The following is a 16924-nucleotide window of genomic DNA, read 5'->3' on the forward strand; positions in this document are numbered from 1 at the left end:
GGAATCGGCATCCTGTAGAGAAAGTAAAGATATTGACGCTAGTGTGCCAGGCTCATTCCGGCTCTTCCTCCTCCTGCCGGGGATTAGGCAGGGAGGAGTAGCGGGGATGAGCGCAAAAGTGTGATCAAGGCCACTCTCAGAGCATAGAACGAGTGTGCCAATACAGCTCAGAGATAAACCGGAAGAGTGTCAAAAAAATGAAATGCAGTTTCGAATGTAATTAATAGCAGCATAAATGATGCGTTAGCAGGAATAATATTTATGCTTCAAGGTGTTTCTCAGCGGTTTATTTTAGTGAATTAACTATACCGAGACTTTATTAATATTACGCGGAACATCCCCTCCTGAAACTCCATTCAGTTTAACCGCACTAAATGCATACAAGCCAGCATCCATGCGGGATGTAAGGCATTCAGAAAAGTTCCCCTCACCGTCTAAATAATTTTGTGACAGAGTGCAAATTAAGGGATATAAAAGACGGACATAACTTGCAATAGTTCTCTTTCTGGCCGACCTTATATCCATTAATTACGAAGCGCAAAAAAAATCGTTTTCCTCGTTTCCCCACAGTGAAGTGAAAAAACTTATGTTGATTCCGTCTAAATTAAGTCGCCCGGTTCGTCTTGACCATACTGTGGTCCGCGAACGTCTTCTGGCGAAACTTTCCGGCGCGAATAATTTCCGACTGGCGCTGGTTACGAGTCCTGCTGGTTATGGAAAAACAACGCTCATCTCACAGTGGGCCGCCGGCAAAAGCGATCTGGGCTGGTACTCCCTTGATGAGGGCGATAATCAGCAGGAGCGCTTTGCCAGCTATTTGATTGCCGCGGTTCAGCAGGCGACAAACGGACACTGCGTCACCAGTGAAGTGATGGCACAAAAACGTCAGTACGCCAGCCTGTCGTCACTCTTCGCCCAACTCTTTATCGAACTGGCTGAATGGCATCGTCCGCTCTTTCTGGTGATTGATGATTACCATTTGATCACCAATCCGGTGATTCATGAATCCATGCGCTTCTTCCTGCGCCATCAGCCGGAAAACCTGACGCTGGTCGTGCTATCGCGCAACTTACCGCAGCTGGGTATTGCCAATCTGCGGGTGCGCGATCAGCTGCTGGAAGTGGGCAGTCAGCAGCTGGCGTTTAACCATCAGGAAGCCAAACAGTTCTTTGACTGTCGGCTCACTTCGCCCATTGAGGCCGCGGAGAGCAGTCGCCTGTGTGACGATGTGGCCGGCTGGGCGACCGCCCTGCAGCTGATCGCGCTGTCAGCACGACAAAATAACAGCCCTACGCATCAGTCAGCGCGCCGTCTGTCGGGAATTAACGCCAGCCATCTCTCCGATTATCTGGTCGATGAAGTGCTGGACAGCGTTGATGCGTCCACGCGTCAGTTCCTGCTAAAAAGTTCGCTGCTGCGCTCGATGAACGATGCGTTAATTGTGCGGGTGACCGGCGAAGACAACGGGCAAATGCGTCTCGAAGAGATTGAACGTCAGGGTCTGTTCCTGCAACGCATGGATGACTCTGGTGAATGGTTTAGCTTCCACCCGCTGTTCGGCAGTTTTTTGCGCCAGCGCTGCCAGTGGGAACTGGCTACCGAATTACCTGAAGTCCACCGCGCGGCGGCAGAAAGCTGGATGGCGCAAGGCTTCCCCAGCGAAGCCATCCACCATGCGCTGGCGGCTGGCGATGCCAGCATGCTGCGCGATATTTTGCTCAACCACGCATGGGGTTTGTTCAACCACAGCGAACTGGCATTACTCGAAGAGTCGTTACGCGCCCTGCCGTGGGAAAGCCTGCTGGAAAATCCGCGTCTGGTATTGCTCCAGGCGTGGCTCATGCAAAGTCAGCACCGCTACTCTGAGGTGAACACCCTGCTGGCGCGCGCTGAACAAGAGATGAAAGGCGAGATGGATGGCACGCTGCACGGCGAATTTAACGCGCTGCGGGCACAGGTTGCCATTAACGACGGCGATCAGGAAGAGGCCGAACGTCTGGCAATGATTGCGCTTGATGAGCTGCCGCTGGCGAATTATTACAGCCGGATTGTTGCCACGTCGGTACACGGCGAAGTGTTGCACTGCAAAGGCGATCTCACCCGTTCGCTGTCGTTGATGCAGCAAACGGAACAGATGGCCCGTCGTCACGATGTCTGGCATTACGCGCTCTGGAGCATGATCCAGCAAAGCGAGATTTTATTTGCCCAGGGCTTTTTGCAGGCGGCCTGGGAAACTCAGGAAAAAGCGTTCCAGCTGATCCACGATCAGCATCTGGAACAGCTGCCGATGCACGAGTTCCTGCTGCGTATCCGCGCCCAGTTGCTGTGGGCCTGGTCGCGTCTGGATGAGGCCGAAGCCTCTGCCCGTCATGGCGTAGACGTTCTTTCGGCTTTCCAGCCGCAACAGCAGCTACAGTGCCTGGCGCTGCTGGTGCAATGCTCGCTGGCGCGCGGCGATTTGGATAACGCCCGCAATCACCTGAACCGTCTTGAAAATCTGCTCGGCAATGGCCAGTACCATAGCGACTGGGTCTCCAACGCCGATAAAGTGCGGGTGATTTACTGGCAAATGATCGGCGATAAGAAATCTGCCGCCAGCTGGTTGCGTCAGACGCCAAAACCGGAATTTGCCAATAACCATTTCCTGCAAAGCCAGTGGCGCAACATCGCGCGTGCGCAAATCCTGTTGGGTGAATTCGAGCCTGCGGAAATCGTGCTGGAAGAGTTGAACGAAAACGCCCGCAGTCTGCGCCTGATGAGCGATCTGAACCGCAATCTGCTGCTGCTCAATCAGCTCTACTGGCAGGCGGGGCGGAAAAATGACGCACAGCGCGTCTTACTGGAAGCGTTACAGCTGGCGAACCGCACCGGGTTTATCAGCCATTTCGTGATTGAGGGCGAAACCATGGCCCAGCAGTTGCGCCAGCTGATTCAACTCAATACGTTGCCAGAGCTGGATCAGCACCGCGCCCAGCGCATTCTGCGTGAGATTAACCAGCATCATCGCCACAAATTTGCGCACTTTGATGAGAACTTTGTCGAGCGCCTGCTGACGCATCCGGAGGTTCCGGAACTGATCCGCACCAGTCCGCTCACCCAGCGTGAATGGCAGGTTCTGGGACTGATTTACTCGGGCTACAGTAACGAGCAGATCGCCGGTGAACTGGCAGTGGCGGCGACGACCATCAAAACACACATTCGTAATTTGTATCAGAAACTCGGCGTGGCGCATCGCCAGGATGCGGTGCTGCACGCGCAGCAGTTGTTGAAGATGATGGGGTATGGGGTGTAGGCCCTCTGCGGTCTGATGCCCTCACCCCGGCCCTCTCCCTCAGGGAGAGGGAGAATGGCTTCTCAGCACAACTCTAACTGCAGATTATTATCTTTGATCACCTGCAACACCCCTGCTGGCGGCATGATGTCGGTATAAACCGCATTCACCATGCTGATGCTGCCCATGTTCACCATCGCATTTCGCCCGAATTTAGAGTGATCCACCACCAGCATGACGTGGCGAGAGTTCTCGATAATCGCCCGTTTGGTGCGTACTTCGTGGTAATCAAACTCCAGCAGTGAGCCATCGCTGTCGATGCCGCTGATCCCCAGGATGCCGAAATCAAGACGGAACTGGGAGATAAAATCGAGCGTCGCTTCGCCAATGATTCCACCATCGCGGCTGCGCAACTCGCCGCCCGCCAGAATGATGCGAAAATCTTCTTTCTGCATCAGGGTATTGGCGACGTTGAGGTTGTTGGTCACCACGCGCAGATTTTCATGATTGAGCAGCGCGTGTGCCACCGCTTCCGGCGTGGTCCCGATATCAATAAACAGCGTCGCGCCGTTGGGGATTTGGCTCGCCACTTTGGCGGCAATGCGCTCTTTTTCTGCCGTTTGCGTGGCTTTACGATCGTGCCATGACGTGTTCACGGAACTGGACGGCAGCGCCGCGCCGCCGTGATGGCGCAGAATACGATTCTGATCGGCCAGATCGTTGAGATCGCGACGGATGGTTTGTGGGCTGACGGCAAATTGCTCGACCAGCTCCTCGGTGCTGACGTATCCCTGCTTTTTGACCAGTTCGATAATGGCGTCATGACGCTGTGTTTGTTTCATGAAATATCCCTGGAAATTATGTTCGTTTTCGCGCATTCAGCGTATCAGCAAAGGCCATCGCCAGCCCGACGGCCAGCCCGGTCACGTGTGCGCCATTGGCGATAGACATACCAAACAGATCAAACCATCCGGCAATTAGCCATACTAAAGCAAAGGTGATTAATCCGCGTTGCAGATAGATGCCGCTCTCCGGATCGCGCTCGCCGCGCAGCCAGACATAGCCCATCAACGCATACACCACGCCCGATAATCCGCCAAACCACGGGCCACTGAATTTATGCTGCACATAACCGCTCAACAGCGCGCTGATCACCGTAATAACGATCAGTTTTCCGCTGCCCAGACGCTTCTCGACCGCGCCGCCCAGATACCACCACCACAGCAGGTTAAAGAGAATATGCAGCACGGAGAAGTGCATCAGCGCGTGGGTAAAGTAGCGCCAGACGTCGAATTGCAAAGAGGGATCGTACGGCCACGCCAGCGCGATCATGACCTGCTGGTCGCCCACGACGTTCATGATGATAAACACCAGAATACAGGCCGCCATCAGCAGCAGCGTAAACGGCCCGGCCCGTTCGCGGACGGTGGCTAAGAAAGGGAAACGTTGATAGTGCAACCCACTATCCGTCTGGCCGGAAGTCCAGCTTGCCGCCAGATAGCGTGGATCGGCTGGATTCTCAAGAAAACGCGCCAGCTCCGTATTGACTCGCCCGGCCTGGCTTTCGTCAGCCAGCCAGACATCGGTTTGCGTATGCTGCTGAATCGTCAGGACAACACCCTGCGTCGCCATATAATCGACAAACGCCTGAGCCACGCGCGGGTTGGTAAAAGAAGTAATCATTAACATGGGCGGCAGTCGCTCAATTCCATACAAAAGAGGACAGTATAGAGGTATTAGCCCCCAAAGGCGTGCTCAACTTCTGCCGGAAAATGACGATGCCAGGCATCGAAGCCACCGTCGACGCTGTATACCGCGTCATAGCCCTGCTGGAGCAGATACTGCGCCGCGCCTTTGCTGCTGTTCCCGTGATAGCACATCACCATCACTGGCGTTTCAAAATCATTATCGCGCATAAACGCGCCCAAAGAGTCGTTGGTCAGATGGAAAGCACCCGGCGTGTGTCCCATGGCAAAACTTTGCGGATCGCGGATATCCACCAGCACGGCCTTGCCCTGATGCATCTTCTGATGGGCTTCTTCAACGTTAATACATTCAAACTGATCCATGGTGTTCTCTTTCGTTTTAGCGGGTCTGGTGCGGTCTGATGCCCTCACCCCGGCCCTCTCCCGCGGGGAGAGGGGGAAACTATTTTACCGCGTAGTGTACGTCCTGACGGCGGCGAAACGCCATTATGTTATCTCTATCACTCAAAAATGTTTTTTTGATGTTACCAAAAGCGCGTTCATTTGCTATTATGAGCGATATCGAACATTTATGAGCTTTAGCGAAAGTGCGTGAGGGTGATATGGAAACCAAAGATCTGATTGTGATAGGCGGTGGCATCAACGGTGCCGGTATCGCGGCAGATGCTGCAGGACGCGGACTATCTGTGCTGATGCTGGAAGCCAACGATCTTGCCTGTGCGACATCGTCCGCCAGCTCCAAACTGATCCACGGCGGCCTGCGCTACCTGGAGCACTACGAGTTCCGCCTGGTCAGTGAAGCGCTGGCCGAGCGTGAAGTATTGCTGAAAATGGCCCCTCATCTGGCCATTCCGATGCGTTTCCGTCTGCCGCATCGCCCGCATCTTCGCCCTGCCTGGATGATTCGCATTGGTTTGTTTATGTACGATCATCTGGGTAAACGCACCAGCCTGCCGGGCTCTACCGGTTTGCGTTTTGGCGCAGAATCCGTTCTGAAGCCAGAGATCGTGCGCGGATTCGAATATTCCGACTGCTGGGTGGACGACGCTCGCCTGGTGCTGGCGAACGCCCAGATGGTGGTGCAGAAAGACGGCGAGGTGAAAACCCGCACTCGCGCGACCTCGGCACGCCGTGAAAACGGACTGTGGATCGTCGAAGCCGAAGACATTGATACCGGCGAGAAATTTAGCTGGCAGGCGCGCGGCCTGGTCAACGCCACCGGCCCGTGGGTAAAACAGTTCTTCGACGATGGTATGCATCTGCCTTCGCCATACGGTATTCGCCTGATCAAAGGCAGCCATATTGTCGTGCCACGCGCACACACGCAGAAGCAGGCTTACATCCTGCAAAACGAAGACAAGCGCATCGTGTTTATGATCCCGTGGATGGATGAATTTTCGATCATCGGTACGACAGACGTCGAGTACAAAGGCGATCCGAAAAACGTCGAGATCGACGAGAGCGAAATTGGCTACCTGCTGAAAGTGTACAACGCGCACTTTAAGAAACAGCTTGGCCGCGATGACGTGGTCTGGACTTACTCCGGCGTGCGTCCGCTGTGCGATGACGAATCCGATTCGCCGCAGGCGATTACGCGCGACTATACGCTCGATATTCACGACGTTGACGGTCAGGCTCCTCTGCTGTCCGTCTTCGGCGGTAAACTGACCACCTATCGTAAGCTGGCTGAACACGCGCTGGAAAAACTGACGCCGTACTACAAAGGCATCGGCCCGGCGTGGACGAAGAACGCCACGCTGCCTGGCGGCGATATTGGTAGCGATCGCGACGACTTTGCGGCAAAACTGCGCCGTCGTTATCCGTTCATTACTGAATCCATGGCGCGCCATTTTGCCCGGACCTACGGCAGTAATACGGAGCGGGTTCTGGGCGAAGCCAAAACGCTGGCCGACCTCGGCGAACATTTTGGTCATGAGCTGTACGAAGCGGAGCTGCGTTACCTGGTTGAACACGAGTGGGTCCGTCGTCTGGACGATGCGATCTGGCGTCGAACCAAAGAGGGGATGTGGCTGGATGCGGAACAGCAGTCGCGCGTAGCCCAGTGGCTGACTCAGCATGCCGGCAAACGTCAGCTGTCGTTAGCGTCGTAATGGTCGTGGGCCTGTGTGGTCTGATACCCTCACCCCGCCCCTCTCCCAGAGGGAGAGGGGGAAAATAGAGCCCTCTGCTGTTTCAAAGCCGCTCTCCCGCAGGAGAGGGTGCAAACACTAAAAAGGCAACCTTACGGTTGCCTTTTGCTTTTGCCTTGTGCGGCCTGATGCCCTCACCCCGGCCCTCTCCCACGGGGAGAGGGGGCAAACACTAAAAAGGCAACCCTACGGTTGCCTTTTGCTTTTGCCTTGTGCGGCCTGATGCCCTCACCCCGACCCTCTCCCAGAGGGAGAGGGAGCAAACACTAAAAAGGCAACCTTCGGTTGCCTTTTGCTTTTATAACCGCACGGGATCGATATGCCAGATGGTTTCGGCGTACTCTTTGATGGTCCTGTCTGATGAGAAATAGCCCATGTTGGCGATGTTATGCATCGCTGTAGTGGCCCACTCCTCCTGATGGCGATAAAGCTCGTCCACCTTATCCTGACAATCCACGTAGCTGCGATAATCCGCCAGCACCTGATAGTGATCGCCAAAGTTAATCAGCGAATCGACCAGATCGCGATAGCGGCCAGGCTCTTCAGGGTTAAACAGGCCAGTGGCAATCTGGGTTAGCACCTGACGCAGCTCCTCATCCTGCTCGTAATACTCGCGCGGTTTGTAGCCCTGCTTGCGCAGTTCCTCCACCTCTTCCGCGGTATTGCCGAAGATAAAGATATTATCTGCCCCTACGTGCTCCAGCATCTCGACGTTTGCACCGTCCAGCGTACCAATCGTCAGCGCGCCATTCAGCGCAAACTTCATATTACTGGTCCCGGACGCTTCCGTACCCGCCAGCGAGATCTGCTCAGAGAGATCGGCCGCCGGAATGATCAGCTGTGCCAGGCTGACGCTGTAATTAGGGATAAAGACGATCTTCAGCTTGTCGCCAATCAGCGGATCGTTGTTGATCACCTTCGCCACGTCATTGATGAGGTGAATAATGTGCTTCGCCATGTAGTACGCCGAGGCGGCCTTACCGGCAAAAATGTTCACACGCGGAACCCATTCTGCGTTCGGGTCGGCTTTAATACGGTTGTAACGGGTGATCACATGCAGGACGTTCATGAGCTGGCGCTTGTACTCATGGATACGTTTGATTTGCACATCGAACAGCGCTTTCGGATTCGCCACCACGTTGAGATGCTGTGCCATGTACACCGCAAGACGTTTTTTATTCAATAGCTTGGCGTCGCGTACCGCTTTGTTCACCAGCGGGAAATCAGCGTGCTGTTCCAGCTCGCTCAGTTGACTTAAATCGGTACGCCAGGTGCGGCCAATATTCTCATCCAGCACTTCTGACAGCGCCGGATTCGCCAGCGCCAGCCAGCGACGCGGCGTCACGCCGTTGGTCACATTGCAAAAACGCATCGGGAAAATTTTGGCGAAATCCGCAAACAGCGACTGCACCATCAGGTTCGAGTGCAGCTCGGAAACGCCATTCACTTTATGGCTGATCACCACCGCCAGCCACGCCATACGCACGCGGCGACCGTTGGATTCATCAATAATCGACGTGCGACTGAGCAGCCCGGTATCGTTGGGATACTGTTCCTGCAAGGTTTTCAGGAAGTAGTCATTAATTTCAAAAATGATTTGCAGGTGACGCGGCAGGATCTTGCCGAGCATATCGACCGGCCAGGTTTCCAGCGCTTCGCTCATCAGCGTGTGGTTGGTATACGAGAACACCTGACACGTCACTTCAAAGGCGTTATCCCAGCTGAACTTATACTCGTCAATCAGCAGGCGCATCAGCTCCGGAATCGACAACACCGGATGGGTGTCGTTGAGGTGAATGGCGGTCTTCTCGGCCAGATTATTGTAGGTTTTGTGCAGCTGATAGTGACGGTTCAGGATATCCTGAATGGTGGCCGATACCAGGAAGTATTCCTGGCGTAAACGTAACTCACGCCCGGAATAGGTAGAGTCATCCGGATACAGCACGCGCGACACGTTTTCGGAGTGGTTTTTATCTTCCACCGCCGCGAAGTAATCGCCCTGATTGAATTTACCGAGGTTGATTTCGCTACTGGCCTGGGCGTTCCACAGACGCAATGTATTGGTGGCATCAGTGTCGTAGCCGGGGATAATCTGATCGTAAGCGACCGCCAGAATCTCCTCAGTCTCCAGCCAGCGGCTCTTTTTGCCTTCCAGTTGCACACGCCCGCCAAAGCGCACTTTATAACGCGTGTTGTGGCGTTTAAATTCCCACGGATTACCGTATTCCAGCCAGTAATCCGGCGACTCTTTCTGACGCCCGTCAACGATGTTTTGCTTGAACATACCGTAATCATAGCGAATACCGTATCCGCGCCCCGGCAGCGCCAGCGTCGCCAGCGAATCAAGGAAACATGCCGCCAGACGCCCCAGGCCACCGTTGCCTAAGCCGGGGTCGTTTTCTTCATCAATCAGCTCTTCTAAATCTAACCCCATCTCTTCCAGTGCGTTTTTAACGTCGTCATAAATCCCGAGCGACAACAGCGCGTTGGAAAGTGTGCGGCCAATCAAAAACTCCATCGACAGATAGTACACCTGGCGCGTCTCCTGCGAGAGCTGCGCACGGTTTGAACGTAACCAGCGTTCCACCAGCCGGTCACGCACGGCAAACAGCGTGGCGTTCAGCCACTCGTGCTTGTTGGCGATCACCGGATCTTTCCCGATGGTAAACATCAGCTTATAGGCGATGGAATGCTTTAGCGCCTCTATGCTGAGCGTCGGGGATGCATAACTAAAAGGTGCATTCATATCAGTGACTCCGCCTTATGACATCAAGCGTTGATAAAGATCGCGGTAGGACTGCGCCGCAACGTGCCAACTAAAGTCCATCGCCATCGCCTGACGTTGTACAAAACGCCATAACGATGGGCGCGACCATAATACAAATGCTCGCCGGATCGCCCGTAACAGCGACCAGGCATTGCTGTCTTCAAAGGCAAATCCGGTGGCAACGCCGTCCGCCAGGTTTTCCAGTGACGTATCCGAAACAGTGTCCGCCAGTCCGCCGGTGCGACGCACGAGCGGCAGCGTGCCGTACTTGAGTCCGTACAGCTGGGTTAAGCCGCACGGCTCAAACCGGCTCGGCACCAGAATCACATCCGAGCCGCCCATAATGCGGTGGGAAAACGCCTCGTGATAACCAATCTGAACGCCGACCTGGCCCGGGTGTTCGGCTGCCGCGGCAAGGAAACCTTCCTGCAACACCGGATCCCCCGCGCCCAGCAGCGCCAGCTGGCCGCCCTGTTCCAGCAAGCCCGGCAGGGCTTCCAGCACCAGATCCAGCCCTTTCTGGCTGGTCAGGCGGCTGACCACGGCAAACAACGGCACTTTGTCGTTTACCTTTAATCCCATCGCAATCTGCAGCTGGCGCTTGTTCTCGGCTTTGTCTTCCACCGAATCGCGGTTATAGCGCGAGGCCAGCAGAAGATCGGTTTCCGGGCTCCAGATTTTTTCATCCACGCCGTTAAGAATGCCTGACAGGCGCCCTTCGCGGTGCCTCTGACGCAACAGCCCTTCCATGCCGTAGCCAAATTCTGGTTCGGTAATTTCCCGCGCATAGGTCGGGCTGACCGCCGTGATGTGATCGGCGTAATACAGCCCTGCCTTCAGAAACGAAATTTGACCGTTAAATTCCAGCCCATGCATGTTATAGAACGACCATGGCAGATCGATGTCATTCATATGATGGGCGTAATACATGCCCTGATACGCCAGGTTATGAACCGTAAAGACCGACTTTGCCGGGTGACCGCGCGCCGCCAGATAAGCCGGTGCCAGCCCGGCGTGCCAGTCATGCGCATGCACAATGTCGGGCCGCCAGAACGGATCAAGACCGACCGCCATTTCGGCCCCCACCCAACCGAGCAACGCAAAACGCAGCACGTTATCGGTATAGGCAAATAAGTTGGTGTCGTGGTACGGGCTCCCTGGACGATCGTATAAACGCGGCGCATCTATCAGGTAAATGCCGACGCCATTGTAGTGTCCGTACAGCAACGTGATACGCCCGGCGAACGTATCGCGGCGGCTGACGACCTGAGCATCAGGTATGCCACGGCGGAGATCGGGAAAAGCGGGCAATAACACGCGCGTATCAATGCCCTCTGCTATTTGTGCCGCCGGTAACGCACCGAGTACATCCGCCAGCCCGCCCGTTTTCAGCAGCGGGAACATCTCAGAACATACATGTAAAACCTGCATCATCGCTCCTGTTTGACCTGCAGTTTGCGCAGCATTTCGCGCGTAACCAGTACGATGCCTTCTTCTGAGCGGTAGAAACGGCGAGCATCTTCTTCCGCATTCTCCCCAATCACCATGCCTTCCGGAATAATGCAGGCACGGTCGATAACACAGCGGCGCAAACGACATGAACGCCCGATCCATACATCCGGCAGCAGCACCGACGAATCGATATTGCAGAAGGAGTTCACCCGCACGCGCGGGAAGAGGACCGATTGCACCACCACAGAACCCGAAATAATGCAGCCACCCGACACCAGAGAGTTCAGCGTCATACCGTGGCTACCTGAACGATCCTGCACAAATTTCGCCGGCGGTAGCGACTCCATATGGGTGCGAATCGGCCAGTTCTGGTCATACATATCAAGTTCTGGCGTAACGGAGGCTAAATCCAGGTTGGCCTTCCAGTACGCTTCCAGCGTGCCAACATCGCGCCAGTAAGGCTCGGCATCCGGATCCGACTGCACACAGGAGAGCGGGAAAGGATGTGCATAGGCCATGCCAGCTTTGGTGATTTTGGGAATGATATCTTTGCCAAAGTCGTGGCTGGAATTTTCATCCTTGTCGTCTTCTTCCAGCAGCTCGTAAAGATAATCAGCATCAAAGATATAGATCCCCATGCTGGCGAGCGATTTGGTGGCATCCGTCGGCATAGTCGGCGGATTGGCGGGCTTCTCGACAAAATCAATAATCTTGTCATTCTCGTCAACGTCCATCACGCCAAATGCCGTCGCTTCAGCAACGGGCACTGGCATGCACGCCACGGTGCAACGCGCCCCTTTTTCGACGTGATCGATAAGCATGTACGAGTAGTCTTGTTTGTAAATATGGTCGCCCGCCAGGATCACGACGTATTCCGCGCCGTAGCGGCGAATGATGTCGAGGTTTTGCGTCACCGCATCGGCCGTTCCGCGATACCAGTTTTCGCCATGCACGCGCTGCTGCGCCGGAAGCAGATCAACAAACTCGTTCATCTCTTCGCTGAAAAATGACCAGCCGCGCTGGATGTGCTGCACCAGGGTGTGCGACTGATACTGCGTGATCACACCGATACGGCGGATCCCGGAGTTAAGACAATTAGATAACGCAAAATCAATAATGCGGAACTTACCACCAAAGTGAACGGCAGGCTTGGCGCGCTTGATGGTCAAATCTTTCAGACGGGTACCACGTCCGCCAGCCAGTATCAGCGCGACCGTTTTTAAGGGTAACTGGCGCGCCAACATCAAGGGATCGTTCTTCTCTAATCTCACCATGACTAACTCCTTTTTTATCATCTTTGGAAAACGCACACTCCCTGTGCAGGCCCATGCCAGACAGCCATTACCACCGGATTATCCTCTCCGGCAAATGGAGGAATAGAGCGCCATTCCCCGTCAGGTAGAACAAACTCCACGACCTCGTGCGTCGCGTTTAACGTGATAAGCCAGTTATCCGAAAGCCGGATTTGCAGACATGGGATACCGTTCTGCCACTCTTGCGCACTGAGCGGTTGCGCCGCTTTATTTAACCACTGGACGTTCCCGTCCCCCTCCTCCCACCACTGATCCGCAGTGAGCGCAGGAATGGTCTGCCGGAGGTGAATCAACGCAGCGGTAAAGTGAGTTAATCCGCTGTTGCACTGCGCCCAGTCAAGCCAGGTTAACGCGTTATCCTGACAGTAGGCGTTGTTATTGCCGTGCTGACTGTGGCCATGTTCATCACCCGCCAGCAGCATCGGCGTCCCTTGCGAAAGCAGTAATGTCGTCAACAGCGCATGCTTGCTGGCGCGTCGCCGCTCAATGACATCCTCGCTTCCCCCTAACCCCTCTATACCATGATTAAAGCTATGGTTATTGTTAGTCCCATCGCGGTTTTCTTCGCCGTTTGCCTCATTGTGTTTCTGATTGAAACAAACGCAGTCGCGCAGGGTGAATCCGTCGTGCGCCGTCACCAGATTGACGGTGGCGGACGGTTTTCTGCCGTTGTGTTTGAACACATCGCTGGATGCAGAAACGCGCCCGGCCAGCTCGCCCAACGGCAAACTTCTTTCGAGCCAAAAACGGCGTGCCGCATCGCGAAATTGATCATTCCACTCCGCAAACGGCGGCGGGAAATTCCCCACCTGATAACCACCATCCCCGATATCCCACGGCTCGGCGATCAACTTCACGCGCGATAACACCGGACAGTTGTTAATCGCCTCAAACAGCGGAGCCTGCTGGCTAAATGTCGGCGTACGGCCCATCACCGAGGCCAGGTCAAAACGAAAACCATCAATATGGTAAGTCTCGACCCAGTACTTCAGGCAGGCATGCGCGAAGTCCGTTACAGCAGGATGGCTGAGGTTGAGCGTGTTACCGCAACCGGTCCAGTTGTGATAATCACCATCTTCCCTGATCCAATAATAGCTACGGTTATCGATTCCGCGCATCGAGAGCGTCGGCCCGTCGAGATCCAGTTCCGCGCTGTGGTTCAGCACCACATCAAGAATGACCTCAATTCCGGCCTGATGGAGCGCTTTCACCGCATCACGGAATTCATCCCGGGCTTTATCAGGATGCGAGGCATAACGGGGATCGAGCGCGAACATGGCCAACGGGTTGTAGCCCCAGTAGTTGGTCAGCCCAAGCCGCAGCAAACGGGGTTCGGAGGCAAAATGCGCCACCGGCAGCAGCTCCAGGGCGGTGATACCGAGATGCTTCAAATACGCAATCATCACCGGATGAGCGAGCGCTTTATAGGTTCCGCGGATCTCCTGCGGAATAGACGGATGCAGGTAAGTCAGGCCTTTGACGTGGGCTTCATAAATCACGGTCCGGCCCCACGGCGTGGCGGGCGGCGCGTCATCTTCCCAGTCGTACGTATCGCTCACGACCACGCCTTTTGGCGCAACAGGCGCACTGTCGCGAGGGTCGGGGGCGTTATCGCCATCCAGGAAAAGGGGGTCATCTTTTACGTCCCCTTCCACGCGATGCGCGCAAGGATCAACGAGCAATTTTGCCGGATTGAATCGCAGCCCCCGATCCGGCTGCCAGGGCCCATGCACGCGAAAACCGTAGCGTAAACCCGGTCTGCCATCCGCCAGATAGCCGTGCCAGATATCCCCGCTGCGCTCTGGCAGGTCGTAGCGATATTCATTGCCTTCGCCGTCAAACACACAAAGCTCTACCCGTTCCGCATGAGAGGAAAACAGAGTGAAGTTGACCCCTTGACCATCGAAACTGGCTCCGGGCGGTGCGGATTTACCGGCCGTGAGTTGCGTCATTCGCCCTCCCGAACCAGCCACAGCGTGGAGAGCGGCGGCAGCGTAATACTGAGCGAGTGCTGGCGGCCGTGGCTTTCCTGCTCGTCGCTATGCACAATCCCACCATTACCCGCGTTGCTGCCGTGGTAATGGCTGGAATCGGTATTCAGGATTTCCCGCCATCGGCCTGGCTGATTAATGCCAAAGCGATAATGCGGACGCGGTACTGGCGTAAAGTTGCAGGCGACAATAATTTCGTTACCGGCTTTATCACGACGCACAAAAATCAGCACCGAACGCTCGTGATCGTCGACCACCAGCCATTCAAATCCATACGGGTCGAAATCCAGCTCGTGCAGCGCTTTGTGATGGCGATACGTCAGGTTGAGATCGCGCACCAGGCGCTGAACGCCATGATGCCAGTTGTCACCGCCCTCCAGCAGATGCCAGTCGAGGCTGGCATCATGATTCCATTCACGGCCCTGAGCGAACTCATTCCCCATGAACAGCAGTTTTTTGCCCGGGAAGGCGAACAGCCAGCCGTAATAAGCACGCAAGTTGGCGAACTTCTGCCACGCGTCGCCCGGCATGCGGTCAAGAATGGATTTTTTGCCGTGGACCACTTCGTCGTGCGAGAGAGGCAAGACAAAGTTTTCGGTGTTGTTGTAGAGCATCCCGAAGGTCAGCTTATCGTGGTGATACTGGCGGTGGATGGGGTCGAGCTTGAAGTAATCGAGCGTGTCGTGCATCCAGCCGAGGTTCCACTTGTACCAGAAGCCCAGGCCACCCATTGACGGCGGGCGCGAAACGCCAGGGAAATCGGTCGACTCTTCCGCCATCGTCACCGCGCCTTCGACCTGTTCACCCAGAATGCGGTTGGTGCTGCGCAGGAACTCAATGGCTTCGAGGTTTTCGCGACCACCGTACTCATTTGGTATCCACTCGCCCGCTTTGCGGCTGTAGTCGCGATAGATCATCGACGCCACCGCATCGACACGCAGGGCGTCGATGCCGAAGCGTTCTATCCAGTACAGGGCGTTGCCCACCAGATAGTTTGCCACTTCGCGGCGGCCATAGTTATAGATCAGGGTATTCCAGTCCTGATGGAAGCCTTCGCGCGGATCGCTGTGCTCGTACAGGTTGGTGCCGTCAAACTGAGACAGACCAAAATCATCCGACGGGAAGTGGCCCGGCACCCAGTCGAGGATCACGCTCAACCCGGCGGCATGGGCGGCATTGATGAAATAGCGGAAATCATCGCGCGTGCCGAAGCGGCGCGTCGGCGCGTAAAGCCCGGTCGGCTGATAGCCCCAGCTGCCGTCGAACGGATGCTCATTAATCGGCAGCAGTTCCAGATGGGTAAAACCCATCCATTTGGCATACGGCACCAGCTGATCCGCCAGTTCGCGATAGCTGAGCCAGAAATTGTTGTCCGTGTGGCGACGCCACGAGCCGAGGTGCACTTCATAAATAGAGATCGGCGCATCGAAGTCATTAGCCCGCTTGCGCGCTTCTGTCTGGGTGACTTTCTCCGGCAGACCGCAAATCAACGAGGCGGTATCCGGGCGCATTTGCGCTTCAAACGCATACGGGTCGGCTTTAACACGCAGCTTGCCATGGGCATCGATCATTTCGAATTTGTAGAGCTGGCCGTTATGCGCGCCGGGGATAAACAGCTCCCAGATACCGGATTCACGGCGCAGACGCATCGGGTGGCGACGCCCGTCCCAGTAGTTGAACTGCCCGACCACCGACACCCGCTGCGCATTCGGCGCCCAGACCGAAAAACGCGTACCGGTGATGCCATCCATCGTGTCCGCGTGCGCACCCAGCGTTTCGTACGGACGAAGATGCGTGCCTTCGGAGAGCAGCCAGGCGTCCATCTCTTGCAGGAGCGGGCCAAAACTATAGGGATCGTCAATCAGGTTTTCATGACCATGCCAGAGCACAGCGAGCTGATAGCGGAACAGGTTTTTACGGCGAGGGATCACGCCAGAAAAGAAACCGCGCGAATCGAGGCACTCCAGCTTGCCTACCTTGCGACCGGTTTTAAGTTCTATCACCCACACCTCGGTGGCGTCAGGTAACAGCGCACGGACCTCCAGTCCGTCTTCTGTACGGTGCATCCCCAGCACAGAAAATGGGTCAGCAAAATGACCCGCAATTAGCGCATTAATCACGTCTCTATCAATACGATCGGACATGGTGTTCATCCTGTTTTTTTAGTGTCGCCCTGTTTAGCGCTCCGGTGCGACTTTTGATGTGACCTGAACGGCGCAGCCTATCCTCCTTCTGCTCCGTCCTACCCTCAGGTAAGAAATGACTCTCCCTTAA

Annotated in this window: 10 protein-coding genes; 2 read left to right on the plus strand and 8 right to left on the minus strand. The window is 55.4% G+C overall.

Features of this window, described 5'->3' with window-relative positions; translation table 11 throughout:
* The first annotated feature begins 586 nt into the window (after positions 1–586).
* A complete protein-coding gene (gene malT, locus SOM82_RS19310) occupies positions 587–3292 on the plus strand; it encodes an HTH-type transcriptional regulator MalT (protein WP_320460979.1) in 2706 nt (901 codons plus the stop codon).
* A gap of 62 nt (positions 3293–3354) precedes the next feature.
* Here malT and SOM82_RS19315 read toward each other — a convergent pair whose 3' ends face one another.
* From SOM82_RS19315 to glpE, 3 genes are read right to left on the minus strand one after another with little or no spacing between them, the layout of a single operon-like run.
* Positions 3355–4113, minus strand: a complete 759-nt coding sequence (locus SOM82_RS19315) for a DeoR/GlpR family transcriptional regulator (protein WP_154128023.1) — start codon at positions 4111–4113, stop codon at positions 3355–3357.
* A gap of 16 nt (positions 4114–4129) precedes the next feature.
* Positions 4130–4960, minus strand: coding sequence for a rhomboid family intramembrane serine protease GlpG (gene glpG / locus SOM82_RS19320; RefSeq protein ID WP_154128024.1), 831 nt, complete (start codon positions 4958–4960; stop codon positions 4130–4132).
* A 47-nt stretch (positions 4961–5007) separates the two neighbouring features.
* Positions 5008–5340 carry a thiosulfate sulfurtransferase GlpE gene (gene glpE, locus SOM82_RS19325; RefSeq protein ID WP_320460980.1) on the minus strand — a complete coding sequence of 111 codons (333 nt, stop codon included), beginning with the start codon at positions 5338–5340 and terminating at the stop codon, positions 5008–5010.
* Positions 5341–5579: 239 nt separating this feature from the next.
* On the opposite strand from glpE, the gene glpD reads away from it, so the two are divergent.
* Positions 5580–7088 (plus strand): glycerol-3-phosphate dehydrogenase, encoded by a 1509-nt coding sequence (gene glpD / locus SOM82_RS19330; protein WP_320460981.1) that lies wholly within the window; start codon positions 5580–5582, stop codon positions 7086–7088.
* A gap of 337 nt (positions 7089–7425) precedes the next feature.
* Here glpD and glgP read toward each other — a convergent pair whose 3' ends face one another.
* From glgP to glgB, 5 genes are read right to left on the minus strand one after another with little or no spacing between them, the layout of a single operon-like run.
* Entirely contained in the window at positions 7426–9873 is a 2448-nt protein-coding gene (glgP, locus tag SOM82_RS19335; protein ID WP_320460982.1) for a glycogen phosphorylase, read from the minus strand.
* A gap of 15 nt (positions 9874–9888) precedes the next feature.
* The gene (gene glgA, locus SOM82_RS19340; protein WP_320460983.1) at positions 9889–11325 is read right to left on the minus strand and encodes a glycogen synthase GlgA; all 1437 of its coding nucleotides are present in this window, start codon (positions 11323–11325) and stop codon (positions 9889–9891) included.
* The gene (gene glgC, locus SOM82_RS19345; RefSeq protein ID WP_154128032.1) at positions 11325–12620 is read right to left on the minus strand and encodes a glucose-1-phosphate adenylyltransferase; all 1296 of its coding nucleotides are present in this window, start codon (positions 12618–12620) and stop codon (positions 11325–11327) included. The genes glgA and glgC overlap by 1 nt, the downstream gene beginning before the upstream one ends.
* A 17-nt stretch (positions 12621–12637) precedes the next feature.
* On the minus strand, positions 12638–14611 hold the full coding sequence (gene glgX / locus SOM82_RS19350; protein WP_320460984.1) for a glycogen debranching protein GlgX: 1974 nt from the start codon (positions 14609–14611) through the stop codon (positions 12638–12640).
* Positions 14608–16794 (minus strand): 1,4-alpha-glucan branching enzyme, encoded by a 2187-nt coding sequence (gene glgB / locus SOM82_RS19355; protein ID WP_154128036.1) that lies wholly within the window; start codon positions 16792–16794, stop codon positions 14608–14610. The genes glgX and glgB overlap by 4 nt, the downstream gene beginning before the upstream one ends.
* Positions 16795–16924 lie beyond the last annotated feature (130 nt).

Origin of the sequence: Lelliottia sp. CFBP8978, from assembly GCF_034046055.2 — a bacterium.
In the GTDB taxonomy this organism is placed as follows: domain Bacteria; phylum Pseudomonadota; class Gammaproteobacteria; order Enterobacterales; family Enterobacteriaceae; genus Enterobacter.

Excerpts from the sequence above, each read along its gene's own strand:
- malT (WP_320460979.1), top strand. The coding sequence starts at position 587 with ATGTTGATTCCGTCTAAATTAAGTCGCCCGGTTCGTCTTGACCATACT.
- SOM82_RS19315 (WP_154128023.1), bottom strand. The coding sequence starts at position 4,113 with ATGAAACAAACACAGCGTCATGACGCCATTATCGAACTGGTCAAAAAG.
- glpG (WP_154128024.1), bottom strand. The coding sequence starts at position 4,960 with ATGTTAATGATTACTTCTTTTACCAACCCGCGCGTGGCTCAGGCGTTT.
- glpE (WP_320460980.1), bottom strand. The coding sequence starts at position 5,340 with ATGGATCAGTTTGAATGTATTAACGTTGAAGAAGCCCATCAGAAGATG.
- glpD (WP_320460981.1), top strand. The coding sequence starts at position 5,580 with ATGGAAACCAAAGATCTGATTGTGATAGGCGGTGGCATCAACGGTGCC.
- glgP (WP_320460982.1), bottom strand. The coding sequence starts at position 9,873 with ATGAATGCACCTTTTAGTTATGCATCCCCGACGCTCAGCATAGAGGCG.
- glgA (WP_320460983.1), bottom strand. The coding sequence starts at position 11,325 with ATGCAGGTTTTACATGTATGTTCTGAGATGTTCCCGCTGCTGAAAACG.
- glgC (WP_154128032.1), bottom strand. The coding sequence starts at position 12,620 with ATGGTGAGATTAGAGAAGAACGATCCCTTGATGTTGGCGCGCCAGTTA.
- glgX (WP_320460984.1), bottom strand. The coding sequence starts at position 14,611 with ATGACGCAACTCACGGCCGGTAAATCCGCACCGCCCGGAGCCAGTTTC.
- glgB (WP_154128036.1), bottom strand. The coding sequence starts at position 16,794 with ATGTCCGATCGTATTGATAGAGACGTGATTAATGCGCTAATTGCGGGT.